The organism is Natronococcus sp. CG52 (assembly GCF_023913515.1).
Lineage (GTDB): Archaea > Halobacteriota > Halobacteria > Halobacteriales > Natrialbaceae > Natronococcus > Natronococcus zhouii.
Window position 1 is genome coordinate 1517897 of record NZ_CP099391.1, and the last position, 15630, is coordinate 1533526.

18 protein-coding genes are annotated in these 15630 nt (G+C 62.2%); 8 read left to right on the top strand and 10 right to left on the bottom strand.

What is annotated here, in order from left to right; all coding sequences use genetic code 11:
- The first annotated feature begins 79 nt into the window (after positions 1–79).
- Positions 80–895: an imidazole glycerol phosphate synthase subunit HisF gene (hisF, locus tag NED97_RS07730; RefSeq protein WP_252490131.1), complete on the top strand. Its 816-nt coding sequence runs from the start codon at positions 80–82 to the stop codon at positions 893–895.
- A 469-nt stretch (positions 896–1364) separates the two neighbouring features.
- Here the strand turns inward: hisF and NED97_RS07735 are convergent, their stop codons facing one another.
- A complete protein-coding gene (locus NED97_RS07735; protein ID WP_345781232.1) occupies positions 1365–1793 on the bottom strand; it encodes a TIGR03668 family PPOX class F420-dependent oxidoreductase in 429 nt (142 codons plus the stop codon).
- Between the two features lie 125 nt (positions 1794–1918).
- On the opposite strand from NED97_RS07735, the gene NED97_RS07740 reads away from it, so the two are divergent.
- Positions 1919–2752 (top strand): hypothetical protein, encoded by an 834-nt coding sequence (locus tag NED97_RS07740; RefSeq protein ID WP_252490133.1) that lies wholly within the window; start codon positions 1919–1921, stop codon positions 2750–2752.
- Positions 2753–2834: 82 nt separating this feature from the next.
- Here the strand turns inward: NED97_RS07740 and NED97_RS07745 are convergent, their stop codons facing one another.
- On the bottom strand, positions 2835–3119 hold the full coding sequence (locus NED97_RS07745; protein WP_252490134.1) for a DNA-directed RNA polymerase subunit L: 285 nt from the start codon (positions 3117–3119) through the stop codon (positions 2835–2837).
- Between the two features lie 115 nt (positions 3120–3234).
- Between NED97_RS07745 and NED97_RS07750 the strand changes: the two genes are divergently transcribed.
- On the top strand, positions 3235–5043 hold the full coding sequence (locus tag NED97_RS07750) for a rhomboid family intramembrane serine protease (RefSeq protein WP_252490593.1): 1809 nt from the start codon (positions 3235–3237) through the stop codon (positions 5041–5043).
- Here the strand turns inward: NED97_RS07750 and NED97_RS07755 are convergent.
- On the bottom strand, positions 5040–5663 hold the full coding sequence (locus tag NED97_RS07755) for an METTL5 family protein (protein ID WP_252490135.1): 624 nt from the start codon (positions 5661–5663) through the stop codon (positions 5040–5042). The two genes, NED97_RS07750 and NED97_RS07755, sit on opposite strands and share 4 nt — an antisense overlap.
- Positions 5664–5673: 10 nt before the next feature.
- The gene (locus NED97_RS07760; RefSeq protein ID WP_252490136.1) at positions 5674–6075 is read right to left on the bottom strand and encodes a hypothetical protein; all 402 of its coding nucleotides are present in this window, start codon (positions 6073–6075) and stop codon (positions 5674–5676) included.
- A 162-nt stretch (positions 6076–6237) separates the two neighbouring features.
- Between NED97_RS07760 and NED97_RS07765 the strand changes: the two genes are divergently transcribed.
- On the top strand, positions 6238–6408 hold the full coding sequence (locus tag NED97_RS07765) for a zf-TFIIB domain-containing protein (RefSeq protein WP_252490137.1): 171 nt from the start codon (positions 6238–6240) through the stop codon (positions 6406–6408).
- A 73-nt stretch (positions 6409–6481) separates the two neighbouring features.
- Here the strand turns inward: NED97_RS07765 and NED97_RS07770 are convergent, their stop codons facing one another.
- From NED97_RS07770 to NED97_RS07790, 5 genes are all read right to left on the bottom strand, one after another.
- Entirely contained in the window at positions 6482–7513 is a 1032-nt protein-coding gene (locus NED97_RS07770; RefSeq protein WP_252490138.1) for a disk-shape morphogenesis protein volactin, read from the bottom strand.
- 96 nt (positions 7514–7609) lie between these two features.
- Positions 7610–8521, bottom strand: a complete 912-nt coding sequence (locus NED97_RS07775) for a DUF7139 domain-containing protein (protein ID WP_252490139.1) — start codon at positions 8519–8521, stop codon at positions 7610–7612.
- A gap of 435 nt (positions 8522–8956) precedes the next feature.
- Positions 8957–9955: a sensor histidine kinase gene (locus NED97_RS07780; RefSeq protein ID WP_252490140.1), complete on the bottom strand. Its 999-nt coding sequence runs from the start codon at positions 9953–9955 to the stop codon at positions 8957–8959.
- A 335-nt stretch (positions 9956–10290) separates the two neighbouring features.
- On the bottom strand, positions 10291–11193 hold the full coding sequence (locus NED97_RS07785) for a CPBP family intramembrane glutamic endopeptidase (protein WP_252490141.1): 903 nt from the start codon (positions 11191–11193) through the stop codon (positions 10291–10293).
- 5 nt (positions 11194–11198) lie between these two features.
- Positions 11199–11576, bottom strand: coding sequence for a hypothetical protein (locus NED97_RS07790; protein WP_252490142.1), 378 nt, complete (start codon positions 11574–11576; stop codon positions 11199–11201).
- Positions 11577–11767: 191 nt separating this feature from the next.
- Between NED97_RS07790 and NED97_RS07795 the strand changes: the two genes are divergently transcribed.
- The 3 genes from NED97_RS07795 to dph2 all read left to right on the top strand — a co-directional run bounded on the left by NED97_RS07795 (position 11768) and on the right by dph2 (position 13648).
- Positions 11768–12022 (top strand): ArsR family transcriptional regulator, encoded by a 255-nt coding sequence (locus tag NED97_RS07795; RefSeq protein ID WP_382206286.1) that lies wholly within the window; start codon positions 11768–11770, stop codon positions 12020–12022.
- 1 nt (position 12023) lies between these two features.
- The gene (locus NED97_RS07800; RefSeq protein WP_252490144.1) at positions 12024–12347 is read left to right on the top strand and encodes a DUF7521 family protein; all 324 of its coding nucleotides are present in this window, start codon (positions 12024–12026) and stop codon (positions 12345–12347) included.
- A gap of 251 nt (positions 12348–12598) precedes the next feature.
- On the top strand, positions 12599–13648 hold the full coding sequence (dph2, locus tag NED97_RS07805) for a diphthamide biosynthesis enzyme Dph2 (protein WP_252490145.1): 1050 nt from the start codon (positions 12599–12601) through the stop codon (positions 13646–13648).
- Positions 13649–13789: 141 nt separating this feature from the next.
- Here dph2 and NED97_RS07810 read toward each other — a convergent pair whose 3' ends face one another.
- Entirely contained in the window at positions 13790–14563 is a 774-nt protein-coding gene (locus NED97_RS07810) for a superoxide dismutase (RefSeq protein WP_252490146.1), read from the bottom strand.
- A gap of 191 nt (positions 14564–14754) precedes the next feature.
- Here NED97_RS07810 and NED97_RS07815 point away from each other — a divergent pair, with 191 nt between their 5' ends.
- Positions 14755–15588, top strand: coding sequence for an MBL fold metallo-hydrolase (locus NED97_RS07815; protein ID WP_252490147.1), 834 nt, complete (start codon positions 14755–14757; stop codon positions 15586–15588).
- Positions 15589–15630 lie beyond the last annotated feature (42 nt).

Below are 15630 nucleotides of genomic sequence, written 5' to 3' on the forward strand. Positions count from 1 at the left end.
CTCCGAGATCGCTCCCGCAGCGATCGGTTGTTCGATCCAGACGGCTTTACTACTCCGGGTGCCAACGTCGAGATAGCAAATGGCCCTGACCAAGCGAGTCATCCCGTGTATCGACGTCGATCTCGACGAGGACGGGAACCCGGCGGTCTACACCGGCGTTCACTTCGAGGATCTGAAATACACCGGCGATCCGGTCGAGATGGCCCGGGCGTACAACGAGGCGGGCGCCGACGAGTTCGTCTTCCTCGACATCACCGCCTCGGCGGAGGGACGAGAGACCATGCTCGACGTCGTCCGCGACGTCGCCGACGAGGTCTTCATCCCGCTGACCGTCGGCGGCGGCATTCGGACCACCGACGACATCAAGGAGACGCTCCGGGCGGGCGCCGACAAGGTCTCGATCACGACCGGCGCCCTCGAGCGACCCGAACTCATCACCGAGGGCGCGCGCGCGTTCGGCAGCCAGTGTATCGTCATCAGCGTCGACGCCAGACGGCGGTTCGACGAGGAGGGCGAACACTACGTCGAGGTCGACGGCGAGTCCTGCTGGTTCGAGTGCACCAAGAAAGGGGGTCGCGAGGGAACCGGCATCGACGTCCTCGAGTGGGCCCGAGAGGCCGAAACCCGCGGCGCGGGCGAACTGTTCGTCAACTCGATCGACAAGGACGGCACCAAGGACGGCTACGACGTTCCGCTGACGAAGGCGGTTTGTGACGCCGTCGACACGCCGGTTATCGCCTCGTCGGGCTGTGGCGGTCCCGAGGACCTGTACGAAGTGTTCACCGAGGCCAACGCCGACGCCGGCCTCGCGGCGTCGATCTTTCACTTCGACGAGCACTCGATCCGGGAGTGCAAGGAGTACCTGGACGAGCGCGACGTTCCGGTTCGACTCTGAACCGCGAGCGATGCGCGCTTCGGAGGGTGAAGGCCGAGAACCGCAAAAGGCGAACGACGAGCGTCTGCAACCGCAAGTGATCAACGCGAGCGAGCGGCTTTTTGGTGCAGATTTTTGCGCGAGGGTGAAGCGAAGCGAACCCGAGTGGAAAAAGGTGCTAACGGAATACCTGGACGAGCGCGACGTTCCGGTTCGACTCTGAACCGCGAGGCGCGACCGAGGTGAGCGCCTCGGAACGCGAACGGGGAGGAATGACCCGTGAGCGGACGTGACCCGGAAGCGAGCGAAGCGAGTGAGCGTGTTTTTGGTCCCGGATTTTGCTCGAGCGGCGGCTACGCCACCCGAGAGGAAAACGGTGGCAGCGGAGTACCCGGACGAGCGCGGCGTCCCGGACCGACACTGAATCAGCCTTCGGGAGCGCCCTCGGTGGGTCGTCTATCACACCGTCGCATTTTCGCGCCGATTGCGATCACTCCTCGAGCGCACCCCACGACCGCGTCTCGTCGACGCGGATCGCGATGATCGGTCCCTCGTGGAGGTCGTGGTCGTCGTACTGCTCGTAGGTCGACCGGAGCGCCCGAACGGCCGCTTCGTGGCCGCTCTCGTCCGGGCGGATCACGTCGGCCCGTCCGCGGACCTGTACCCACGCGAGACGAGACCAGTCCTCGCTGTAGCGGTCGACGAGCACCGTGATCCACGGGTTCGACCGAACGTTCCGAACCCGCCGGAGTTCCAGCGTCGATTTCGGCTTCTCGTCGATCGCCGAGACGAGTCGTAACCCGTTCGCCCCGTCGACGAGCGCGTAACAGATCGGAACGGCGTGCGGTCGGTTCCGTGCATCGACCGTCGCCAGCGTTCCGACTCGAGCCCGCTCGAGAAACGCTCGCTCTGCCGGCATCATACGAAGACGACAGCGACGAGCGGGAAAACGCTGGTCCCGGACCGGAGCGCCCTCGCCGTTCGACGGGCCAGCGAGATCGGTATCCAATACCCTTATAGCGCCGCGGCCGCGCCGTTGTACCAGTGAAGTGGCGGTGCACGTGGTGTGGTAAACCACACGCGGAAGACGACCCTCCCTGTGACGAGTGCGGACACAACACCTTCGAGAAGGCGGTCGTCCGACAGGGCGAGGAGGGGCCACCACGGACGGAGACCGTCGACACCGGCACGACCTACGTCTGGCGCTGCCAGAACTGCGGCCGGGATCACGTCAAGAACAACCCTCCCTGCGCTCGTTGCGGCGAACACGACCTCGAGAAGACCGAACAGAGCTACGACGATGCCGATCGCGACCTCGACGTTCCCGGCTGGCTCGAGGTCGCGAAACCCTACGTTCCGGCGTTCGCCGTCATCGGACTCGTCGCGCTCCTGTTCGCGACGGGCATCATCTCGCCCTCGATCCTGCCGGGAATCGGTCATCCTGCTCCGCCGGACGCGCCCGGCGAGGGATCCGCGGCCGCCGGACTCGACCTCGAGCAGACCGAACTGCTGGTCCACGAGCGACTCGAGACCGAACGAACCGGCGGCGAGACGCAGTACGACGACGACCTCGCGGCGTTCGCGGAGTACCACAACCGGGCGTCGATCGCACGGGAGTACGAGGGCGCGGATCCCGATCCAGCCGGACTCGACGAGTTCGGCGTCGACTGTAGCGTCGACCCCGCCGGGACGTCGCTATCGCTCACCGGATCGTCGATCGACGACTACGACGACGAGGCGGCGCTCGCCGACGATATCGCCGCCGCGTTGCTCGCCTCGGATCTCGGCGACGACGTTCGGGCCGGCCATCCGAGAGCGGGACTCGACGTCCACGCGACCGACGACGGCACCGCCCACGTCACCTACGTTACCTGCTGAACCGGATTTTCGGCCGGAACGGAGACGCTGCTCTCGAGAACGAGTGTGAAACGCGACGAGAAGGGTCCGATTCGAAACCGGGTTACGCTGCGGCCTCGAAGGCGTCACGGAAGCTGGTCGCCTTCTCGCGGACGTCGACCGCAGCCTCCTCCAGGGCCTCGAGGGGATCGACGCCGCTCTCGGTCTTGATCGTCAGGATCGGCTCCGTCTGCCCACCGGACTGTTCGGGATTCACGTCGTACGTTGCCGCGCTCACGTCGTCGTGCTCGAGGAGGGCGCCTTTGAGGACGTTCATGAACGTGTGATCCTCGCCGGCGATCTCGATCGAGAGTTCATCCTCGCTGCTCTCGGTGACCCGCAGTTCCATGTCCGTTCCTGGGGTCGTCAGCCGCTTGTACCTTTCCTTTTCGACCCCTCTCGTCGGCGCACGATCGTCACGAACGCGGAGAAATTCATATATGGATACGGCCAAACCACAGGACATGGATCCGATCGCGGTCGCGGTCGCGGGACTCGTCGCGGCGGCGCTGCTCGGTTCCGTAGCGGTCGTCCGGCGACTTCACCGGCCGGATCGTCCGTGGCTCGAGGTCGCACGGACGCGACTCGTGATGGGCGTCCCGTGGGGGTCGTTGGTCGTGATCGGCGCGGTCTGTTTCGTCTATCTGTTCGTCCAGGACGGGATCACGAACGTCAGGGAACCCGTCACCGTTCCGTACCGAGCCTGGTCGTACTTCTACCCGCTCGGGATGCTCACCGCGTCGTTCTCTCACGTCGGGCCGACGCACCTCATCGGGAACGTCCTGGGTGCGGCCGTCGTCGCACCGATCGCCGAGTACGCCTGGGGCCACTACCCGGACGAACGCGAGAACGGGGCGGCCGACTCGTGGCGAACCGATCCCCGGGTGCGCGCGCTGGTCGTCTTCCCGCTGGTCGTGTTCGCGATCGGGCTGGTTACCAGCCTCTTCGCACTCGGGCCCGTGATCGGCTTCTCGGGACTCGTCTTCGCGTTCGCCGGCTTCGCCATCGTCCACTACCCGATCGTGACGCTCGTCGGGACGCTCGGCGTGCAGGGGGCGCTCCTGACGATCGTTCGGGCGCTACGAGATCCCGTCAGTGTCTACGTCGCCGAGCCGAGTCCGCCGGGGCCGCCTACGTGGGCGACGATCGCCATCCAGGGACACGCGCTCGGGTTCTTCATCGGCCTCGTCCTCGGAATCCTGGTGCTACGGCGCCGCGGTAGTCGCCCCGACCCGCTCCGCCTCTGGATCGCCATCCTGCTGTTCGGCTTCGCCAAGTCGCTGTGGGCGATCTACTGGTTCGGCGGCGACAACTCGTTCGTCCTCTTTCAGGGGCCGGGGGTCGTCGTCGTCGCGGTGCTGGCCGTCCTGATTACGCTCGCGGTCGCCGGCTCCGAGCGGTCGGTCGTTCCACGGCGATTCCGATCGGACGATACCCGCTCGAGAACGGTCGGGGACGGATCGTCGCCCGACGTGCGACCGCTCGAACTCGTCAACGGCCGTTCCGGCCACACCGACGCCGCCGCACGGCTCGAGCGGATCACAGAACTCGCTCGCGGTACGCGGACGGCCGAACGGACGTCCGGTCCGAGTCTCCGCCGAACTGCGTTCCTGGCGATTCTCGTCGTGACCGCGATGCTCGCCGGAATCGCCGTCCCCGCCAATCTGCTCGTCGTCGAGGGTGCCGACCCGACTTCGGAGTCACACGTCGAAATCGACGGGTACACCGTCGAGTACGCCGAGAGCGTCGAGAACGAACTCGTCTCGCCGGTCGCCGTCGGCCCGTTCGACGACGCCGTCACCCTCGAGTCCAGCGGGGTGATCGTTTCGAGCGATCAGCGCCAGATCTGGCTCGAGGCGGTGACGAGCCAGCGACTCGCCTTCACCGGCGAGGAGACGATCTACGTCGGCGGCCTCGGCTGGCGGGAGGCCGTCCACGTCGAGCGAGTCGGCTGGGAACCGATCGGGAACGAGACGGTCTATCAGGTCTGGATTCGGGAAGACGGCGCGGAGCGCCAACTCGCTTACGAGTCGAACAGTTCAGCGGCGGACGTCCGTATCGACGGCCGTACCGTCGCGGTCGCCTCCGAGGACGGCGAGTTCGTCCTCGAGGTGACTGCAGCCGAGACCGATACCGTCACGACCGCGCCGATCCCCGAAGAGAACGAGTCGACCGAGGCGGACGGACTCACCTTCGAGCGCGACGACGGGACGATCTACGCGATCTCGGACGGCACGGAGGTCGCCCTCGCGGCCGAGGAGACGTACGACTAGTCCCACTCGATCCGGAATACTTCCGCCTCGAGCGTCGCCTCCGCCTCGGTGTGAAAGTCGAACCGCTTGGCGATCGGGAACGCCGCACGAAATCCGTGCGTGACCTCGCCACCCTCGTCGGCGGCGAACGATTCGACGAACGATTGACTTCCCTCGTTGTGGATCGTGTAGGAGACGTCCGCGATCGTTCGGGTCGTCTCGAGAAACTCCCGGTCGGCGTGACGATTGCCCCGTTGTGCCCCGAACGGCGGGTTCGAAAGGACGGTCGCGTCGGTGATCGACAGCGGATGACGCGTAACGTCACCGCGGACCCAGTCGATCGCGGCGGTCGCGTCGACGCGCGCCGCGTTCTCGCGAGCCAGCGCGAGCGCGCCGGCGTCGACGTCGACGCCGACCACCCGGCCGGCGCCCGCCAGCGCGCCCGCGACCGCGAGCATCCCCGTTCCGGTTCCGAGATCGACTATCGGCCGCTCGAGATCGCCCTGCAGGCTCGCGAGGTGACAGATGTGGGCGGCGATCTCGGGCGGCGTGAGATACTGTTCGAGCGTCGCAGACGGCTCGGCGAAGTCCTCGAGCGACTCGAGCCGACGGGCGAGCGTGCGCCGGGAGGGGCCGGACATTACGCCGGCGTCAGTGCTCGATCGTAATGGGCCCGTCGAGTTCCAGTTCGATACCCTCGCGTTCGGCGCGCTCCGCGCAGGCTGCGAGCGCCGGACTGACCTTCTCGACGTTGGCGACGTCGTCGGCCGAGACCGTCACGGAGCCGACACCGAGGAACGCGCCCGCACGAACGTAGCCTCTGATTCGATTGATCTCGTCCTGCGTGGCGAGCGAGCAGTCCTCGTCGAAGCAGGCGTCGACGGTCAGGCCCGCCGGGAACAGCCCTTCCTGGGTCAGTTCCCGCTTGAGACCGCGAAGGTATCCGGGCGCCGTCGACTCGAGCGCCGACGCCTCGAGGGTTACCGGCGTGACGTCTGCGGGTCGGCAGCGATCGATCGGCGACTCGAACTCGGACGATGGGGTGGTGCTCATTACCAGCACATACATAGGCTGCATACAAAAAGTTTGTTAATACCCCACAGTAATACCTGCCCGACGAAGGGGCTCGAACTGAGTCCGATTCGGCGGGGCGATAGTTATCTACTGCTTGGTAGGTTCAAATAGAGTTAAGAACGGGCCGGAACAGGGACAGATATGGACCAGTGTCCACGGTGTCAGAGCCCGCTCGAGGAGCTCTCGTTGGGAGAGGTTGCGACGGTTACGTGTTCCCGCTGCGGGTACGCGGACGTTCCCGTGGAGCACGAGCGTCTCGGTCACGAGGGAGAATCCTGGCGCGACGCGCTCAACCGCTTCTACGAGGAGTAACGCCGAGCGGGTCTCGTAACTCGAGCGTATCCGGAGAGCATCTCGCTCGAAAAGAGTCGAAAACCGAACCCCGCTACTCGTTCGCTGCCGCTTCGACTTCCTCCGCCTCCTCCTTGTCGTGGTCGACGTCCTCGTCGGAGCGGGCGGCGACGAGGCCACCGCGCGCGACGCTGTACAGCGGCTCGTTGGCGTGAGAGACGCCGCTGATCGAGAACGGAATGTTCGCGTCCTCGAGGTGGTCGCGGAACAGGTCCTCGAAGCCGCTGGGGCTCGAGGTTCCGCCGGTGACGACGACGGGAACGTCGAGTCCCTCCTCGACGTCCTCCTCGTCGACTTCCGTGACGATGTTCTCGATGACGTAATCGAGCAGGTTCTCGTAGTAGATCGACAGTGCGCCCTCGACGCCGCCGACGTCCGTCGTGAAGTCGAGTTCGAAGTCGTTCTCCTTGATCGAGGTGACCTTGTCGACCGGCGTCCCGGTCGCGCGCGCGGCCTGCTCGTCGACCCAGTCGCCGCCGCGGGCGACGGAGAACTTCATGACGGGCACCGCGTAGTAGGACAGACAGACGTTCGTCATCCCCGCACCGAAGCTGATGCCGAGTCCGGTGAAGTTGTTGTCCGCGAGCTCGGAGTAGATGACGGACATCCCCTCATTGATCGGTTCGGAGTCGTATCCCATGTCGTTGAGGAACGACTCGATCGTTTTCTGGTGGTACAGCGTCGAGAGATCCGAATCGATCGGATCGGCCGGTGACGAGAAGTACAGCTTCTCGTCCGGGTACGCAGGTTCTCCGACGACCTGTTCGATGATGAGCTTCATCATCGGGATCGCGCTCTTCTCGTCGTTCGAGAGGATCCCGTGTTTCATCGGTCGGCGCGTCTCCTTGTTGAAGATGTTCGCGAAGTTCAGGGCGTCGTCGCCGACGACGTACACCTTGTCGTCCTTGCGGATGTGAAGAACCTCGCTTCGTGAGAGCATCTGCTCGGCCATATCCGAGTACTCGATCTCTACGAAGGAGTTTCGCTGCTGTACGAACACCGTGTCGTTTCCATCCTGCTGTGCTGACAGGATATTCATCGTTCCGACGTCTAGGCCTTTGGCCATATTGGCCAAGGTAACTGATTCGTTATAAGTCTAGTGTCCCGACTGTCTTAATTTGATGAGAGTTCGAGAGGAATACGTCTCTCGAGGAGCTGATCGTTACTTCCGCGCGACCAGCGTGCGGAACCGACTGAGGAGTGCCGAGACGACTCCAGCGGACCGTGATTCCTCGTCGGCGGCGGCCTCCCGGCGCTTCTGTTCGCGAAGTTCCTTCAGTTTCGTCGTCTGGTCGTCGACGGTCGAACTCGAGGTCGTCTTCTTCGTCTCGCCCCCTTTCAGCCCCTTGAGGCCGTCGACCTGCGCGTCGACACCCGAGGAGCGGGTCGTCTTGGTTCCGGCGCTCGCGTCGATCGAGACGCCCTCGAGATCGTTCTCGGAGAAACTCAGCCGCTTGTGTTCGGTCTTTTCGACGCCGCCCCAGGAGAGTTCGACGTCCTCCATCGCCTCGTCGATGTCTCGCTGGACGTCGGCGTCGGATAACTCGTCCTCCTCGTCCGCGTCGTCGATCTCGACCGTTTCCGCCTGTCGCGCGAGGTCGAGGTAGTGAGCGACGAGCGCCGCGCCGGTCGACGCGATGAGCCCGGACAGTCCGACTGCGTACGTCGCGACGACCTCGACCGTGTAATCGACGTCGCGGACGAAGTGCCAGTTCGTGGGGTAGGCGTAGAGGAATCCGCTGACTGCGACCGCGGTAATCACGGCGCCACCGATCGACGTGTACAGCATCCGGCGCTCGGACGGCAAGAGAACGACGATTCCCAGCATCATCGCCGGGAGCGAGAGCATTCCCAGCGCGTACGCCGGCTGAATCCAGTTGTAGTACGCGCTGTCCAACGTGTGTGCTTCGTGCGTGCTTCCCCAGAGGAAAAGCACGAGCGCCGTCACCGCGATCCCGATACCGCCGAAGAAGAGACCGAATCCGACGTAGACGTCGGTTCGTCCCTCCGGTTCGCCGATGTACCGACGGTAGAGATCGAAGAGGTATCCATCAGGGGGCTGTTCCGCTGCCATTGACTCCCCGTTTACACTCCAGTACTATGACTGTTGGGCTCATAAACAGGTAGTGTTTCATGAATTTCACCGACCGTGAAAGCGGTCACGACAGGTCTTCGGGTTCTAGAAGGCGATATATCGGCACACCGATCGGAGCGACTCCGCCAAACCCTTATACTTCTGATATATTATGGCGTGGCAACCGTTTACTACAGGTGCGTGTGCAGCACGACAACTTCAGTTCTCAAGATTGTCCCTAAACCACCGGTAGGGAAACTATAAACGCCCGAAAGGCTCGTTTCCGATATCGGTTTTGGTGAGAGGACTGATTGGATGGCGCGGCCGTTTTTCTCACGATATTCCGACTCAACCATCGGTATTTTGGCGAGTTATGAGACAGCGTTTCCGTCGATCCGAGTAGAGTTATCTCGATTACTACTGTTGTAGTTCCGCTCAAGTTGTGACAAACTCAACATTGGTAAACTCAAACCGTGTCCCACCGCTCTCGCTGTCGGTGAGTGTCCAGTCCCAGTCGTACAAATCGGCAAGCTGTATGACGACCGTGAGACCGAGTCCCATCCCGCGTGATCTCGTAGTAAAGCCCGCCTCAACCACGTCGTTGTGGGTATCCTCGGGAATACCGGGACCGTTATCCTCTACGTAGAACCCGTCTTCGAGATCGCCAATACGAACGGTCACCCCCTTCTCACTGTGTTCGATGCTGTTTCGAAAGAGGTTCGCCAGCAGATGCTGCATGTGGATCGGGTTACCTCGAATCGTCTGTACGGTATTCACGACGAGTGTCGCTGACTCCGTTTGGATTGAAAGCTCGTCCCACATTCTCGCGGCCAGCGCCGCAATCACAGTCGGTTCGTCGTCAATGTTTACTTTCGATCCTCGCACGGTGACGAGCAGAATGTCGATCATCTCCTCGATTCGCTCGTGAGCGAGTGCTACCTCCTTCGCGGCATCTTCGTTTCGGGGCTGGGACTGCTGGTGGTACCCCTTGGCGATCGCCAGTGGGTTGCGAAGTTCGTGTGCGAGCAGCCTCGCGAAGTTTTCTAACCGGTTGTTCTGATAAGCGAGTTCGCGGCTTCGTTGCTCGGCTTCACGCGCACGTGTTTTCGCCTTCGCGTCGTAGATTCCCGTCCCGAAGCCAGCACCGCTACCGAGTGCTGTAAGAATGAGGGCGTTGGGGACGAGATTGGTGAGGCCGCTGACAAGTCCGCTGAGTGCGAGAATTCCACCCATCACCCCGGCCCCGGCGAGGCACCAGCCTGCAATACGGTCGTAGAGCGCAGGATGAATAGTAGCTCGGGGTAACCGATACCCGCCATAGAGGAGCACAGAACCAGGGATCGCCGTCAGCAAGGACACGACCACTACGATTTCGAACGGCATTTCCCCAGCGGTCTGTATCAGTGGGAAAAGCGCAGCAAGCGCGACGTACATCACTCCGAGAGCGACGATGACTCGTCTTCCGTTGGCTGCCGAGAGAGTCCAAAGAGATTCTCGCATTGCTACCACAAGAAAATGTGGATTTATTACATTATTGGCCTTTTGCTGATGAGATCGCCACTCAACGGGACAGTTCGTGGCTGCCGTGATAGTCTCGGCGGAAGACACAGAAAGCGAACGAGCGTCAGCCCAGCTTCGATTGAGTGTAGGAATCCCAATACGAGCCGCCGATAATAGTACTATCACAGATGCTACAGGTCCAGCGCGTCGGGCGTACTGCATCACACCAGCGGACAAACGCTACTGGTCTTCGGCCGTTTTCGTCCTGCTTACCGAGTCTGTTTCTCCCACGAGGGAGTCGTCGAGACGGGACGCCTACTCGTGGCGAAGTCACGGGTTAAGCGCGGTGGTCCAGTAAATGCGATCGAGAGCGCGATGAGCCCGAACACCGTTATACCGATAATGCCGCCCTCGCTGGCAACGAGTTGTCTGAGAACGGCATCATCGGTGGTTGCGTACCCGACGAGCCCAACTGCGTTGAACACGCCGTGGAAGATGGCCGCGGGGAGAACGGATTTCGATCGAACGACGATGTAGGTGAACAGCGGGGCCAAAGCGATACACGCGACCGTGAACGCGACGATGCCGATGATCGGGAACGACGGATAATTGTGCCCGGCAAAGACGAGTGGCGCGTGCCAGATCCCCCACGCGGCACCGATCGCTAGCGACGCCTTCCAGAATCCCAGCGGGGCAAGCTCCCATAAGAGGTAACCCCGCCAACCGAACTCTTCACCGAAACCGAAGATCGCATTGAACGTCGCACCAATCGCTACGACGATACCCCACGCAGCGAACGCCCAGAACACTCCCGACGGAAGGCCGACTTCGGCCGCTGTATCGAGTGATGAGTTGAACGTTACGCCCGGTACGCCGAGCGAGAGCACCGTTATCACGCTGAGAACCGGGAGTGGCAGGATCGCGGCCAGAGCGAGCCACCGCTTCCGCCCGATCCGGAGACCGACGTCTGAGAGTGCGATCCCATTGTGCAGGCACACAGTCAGTCCGGCGATCCCGGGCGTGAACATGTAGAGTGGTCCAACCGCTACGATGTTGATACCCGTAACGCGGGTGATGGCGGTGAATCCCAGGGCGAGCGCTGTCAGGATGACGAGGAACTCCGCGAGGTTGCGCGTATCGATGCCTTCCGGTGTTGAGAGGGGCCTGTTCATTGGGATCACAGGTTGAGGACAATGATGACGAGTTGGCCCGCGACAACTGTTCCGAGGATCAGCAGGACACAGATGTCGTAGATGGCGTGGAATTCGTCGAAATCGTCGATCTCGCCGGGACGCTCCAGGTGCGTCTCGAGCCACCGTGATCCGACGTATAGGCCCGCTACAATTGCTGGAAACGCTACGAGCATAGGTAAAGTCGAGATGTGTTCTGGTCCGTAGTGTTGGAAGGTTCCGACGGTCCATCGGATCCGGACGGTATCTGCAAGGTGACTGTAGGAAACGATGCTGAGGACGACGCTTACGAGGGCGATTACGAGCCCGCCGAGCGTCGTCAATCGCACTCGTACTGGGTTTTCAGCGGCGGTGTGTGCTGCCATAGGTGGAGTGACGGAGGGGAGTCGCATAACGGGTCGAGCACAATTTCAGTCCCTGTAGTTATGCTAATCTCTTTAAAATGTAGCCACGAAAGGAGGGTGTTGTGAGTGAGGATGATGATATCGACCGATTTGCGGCCGTGCTGGAAGACCCGACTGCACGGGCAATCCTCACTGAAACGAGTCAAGGACCAATGTCAGCAACCACACTGAGCGAACGCTGTGGCGTCTCCGAACCGACGATCTACCGCCGTCTGGAGGATCTTCGGGAGTGCGACCTGCTCATTGAGCGGACGAAACTCGATACGGACGGCGGCCATCATCGAACCATGTACGCGACAAACTTCGAACGACTCACGGTCGAGCTTCGAGACGGACAGTTAGTTCTCGAGGTTGATCGCCGTGAGGATCCAGCCGATCGATTCACGCGGCTTATCGAGGGGATGTGACGTGCGCCTTCCGCTCCTCCAACTCTGGGAGCCTGCGATGCCACCGGACTGGGTCATTGTGTTCCAACAGGGGACACAGATCCTGAGCGTTATCATTGGCATCTTCATCGCGTATCAGGCCTACCGCGGCTACAGACGGAACAACAGCCGTCCGATGCTATTCATCGCACTCGGTTTCGTGCTCGTACTTGCCGTCCCGTTCTGCATCTTCCTCCTGTACGGAATTTTTCCGGGTATACCAGTAGCAGTGGTCATCATCGCCTCACAATCGAGTCAGGTGTCAGGGCTGCTAGCGATACTGTATGCTCTCTGGATGCCACCGTAATCGACCGATAGATCCGCTGTATTCGGCAGTTGTTTGTGACAGACGTCAGACAGATAGCTAGTAATCGTGGTACGTTGTCCGCCTGTACTCACTCGAAGGATGCCAAACCTATCTCTCGAGAAAAACTTCGATAGAGCCACAGGAGTAGTTCGTCGACCGCTCGAGTTGCCCTCGCAGTACAAGCGGGGTCGCGGACGTCGTCTAACACGAGAAGCGCCGCCGTTATACGTCCGTGGCCGTTACGACGGACAATGAGCCAGGAGTCGGAGTACAGCGAAGGGGACCTCAGAAACGTGGGGATGAGCCTCAAGCACGATCGAGAGTGGGACTACGAACTCGACCGCATCCTCGAGGCGATCGAGGAGCGCGACGCGGCGAAGGTCGGGCTGCAGTTTCCCGAGGGGCTGAAACGACGCGGTCCGAAGGTCGCGGACGACCTTCGCGAACTCGCCGACGACGACGTGACGTTCATGCTCTCGGGCCAGCCGTGTTACGGCGCCTGTGACCTCGACACGTATCTGATGAAACGCACCGACGTGTTCGTCCACTTCGGCCACTCGCCGATGAAGAACACGGACAAGGTGATCTACGTCCCGCTGTTCTCGAACGTCGAAGTGCAGCCGATCATGGAGGAGGCTCTCGACACGCTCGAGGACCCCGAGGAGACCGAGGGCGTCGGCCTCGTCACCACGGCCCAGCACATGAACCGCTACGAGGAGATGACCGAGTTCCTGGAAGAACGAGGCTACGAGGTCCAGAGCCGTCGCGGCGACGACCGACTCACGCACGAGGGCCAGGTCCTGGGCTGCAACTACGCGAGCGCTGACGTACCCGCGGACCAGGTACTCTACGTCGGCGGCGGCAAGTTCCACCCGCTCGGTCTGGCGATGGAACACCCCGACAAACACGTCGTCATCGCCGACCCGGTCAACAACGTCGTCACTCCCGCGGACACGGAGAAATTCATGAAACAGCGCTACGGTGCGGTCCACCGCGCGATGGACGCCGAGAAGTGGGGCGTCATCTTCTGTACGAAGATCGGGCAGGGTCGCTGGGAGCAGGCCGAGCAGATTCTCGACGACAACGACAACGCCTACCTCATCACGATGGACGAGGTGACCCCCGACCGGCTCCGAAACTTCGACATGGACGCGTTCGTCAACACCGGCTGTCCGCGGATCACGACCGACGACGGCCCGCAGTTCCACAAGCCGATGCTGACGCCCGGCGAGTACGAGATCGCCGTCGGCAACAAGCCGCTCGAGGATCTCTCGTTCGACACGTTCCACGGCACCTGGTAGGACCCTACCGGAACCGTCGATCGAGGCTCCCGCTCAGTCGCCGTCCGGGTACTCCTCGGTGTTATTTCGCCGGTCTCTCCCCGTTTCGTCGACGGTTCATCGATAATCGATTTCACTCAACAAATCGGAGCCGCGTGTCGATCAGTCGTGCGCTTCGTCGGCTGCATCGCTCGACACCTCGTCCGCTCGGACCTGGGTCAGAAGGTTGTAGCGACGGCAGACGTCGGTCCAGTCGACGACGTTCCACCACTCCTCGACGTAAGCGCCGCGGTCGTTCTCGTACTGGAGGTAGTAGGCGTGTTCCCAGACGTCGAGGGTCAGGATCGGAATCGCACCCTGGTGAGCCAGTTCGTTCTGGGACTCGACCTGTCCGATCACCAGGAGGTCCGCGACGGGTTCGTAGAACAGCATCGCCCACCCGCCGCCTTCGACGTTCTCCGCGGCCGCGGTGAACTCGTCTCGGAACGCCTCGAACGAACCGAACTGCTCCTCGAGCGCCGAGCGCAGTTCGCCGTCGGGTTCGCCGCCGCCGTCGGGGCTCATGTTCTGCCAGAAGACGGTGTGGTTGACGTGGCCGGAGAAATTAAAGGAGAAGTCCCGCTTTGCGGCCTTGATATCCTCGAAATCGCCGCCGGAGCGCATCTCCTCGAACTCATCGAGCGCAGCGTTCGCCCCCTCCACGTACGCCTGGTGGTGCTCGCTGTGATGGAGTTCCACGATGCGCTCGTCGATGTGGGGCTCGAGCGCGTCGTACTCGTAGGGAAGTTCCGGTAGAGCGTACCGTCCGTTCTCCGTCGCGTCGGAGTCCTCCTCGGCCGTCGCGGTCGATCCCACTAGCGCGAGGCCGGTGAGCCCGCCGATCGTTTGGAGAACGTCGCGGCGTTGTCCCGTCGGGAGAATCGAGTCGTTCGTCATGCGCTCTTGAGCTCGACGGTTCCGCCGATCAAAGTTTACCCGGAAATAGAAAGGATTGAAATTAACGGACGGATCAATGAGAGTAATCTCCCGGAGTCAATTCCTGTCGAAGGGCGATCTCCTCACTCGTTCGACTCACGGTACTCGCGGAGACAATAACACTTACCCAGTCGGTCCGCACATCCTCGAGTATGACGCGAAGCGACTGGGACGACTGGCTCGTCCGCGACATCGAAGCGGCGACACCGGGCGGCGTTTCGATATGGTATCTCGGCTGTAACGGATTCGTACTCAAGGACCGCGAGGGAACGACGATCTTCATCGATCCCTACGTCGGCCTCGGCGATCCGCCACGAACCGTTCGCATGATTCCGGTGCCGTTCGATCCGGCGGACGTGGCCGAGACGGACGCGATCCTCGCGACCCACGAGCACACGGACCACGTCCACGGACCGAGCCAGGCGCCGATCCTCGAGAACACCGGTGCGACCCTGTACGGACCGGACGACAGCCTGGCGGTCGCACGCGAGGACGAGAACTGGACCGAGGAGTGGGACATAACCGACGAGCAGTTCACCGAAGTTAGCGAAGGAGAGAGTCTCGACATCGGAGCGTTCACCCTTCATGTCGAGGAGGCACACGATCCGGACGCGACCAATCCCGTCAGTTACGTCCTCGAGCACGACGCGGGAACGTTCTTCCACGGCGGCGACACGAAACCGACCGAGGAGTTCGAACGGATCGGCGCGGAGTACGACATCGACCTCGGCGCGCTCGCCTTCGGTACCGTCGGCCAGATCCCCGACAAGGAGACGGGAGAGCCGAAACGGACGCGCTGGTACAACGACGAGAACCAGATCGTCGAGGCGGCGGCCGCCCTCGAACTCGAGGCGCTCCTGCCGAGTCACTGGGACATGTGGCGCGGTCTGACCTCTGATCCGAAGGTGCTCCACCACCACGCGAAGAGTTTCGAGTACCCGCGCCGACTGGAACTCGTCGAGATCGGCGATCGCGTCGACCTCTGATACGTATATCAGAACTGATACTGTCCGCACAATTTATAGTAA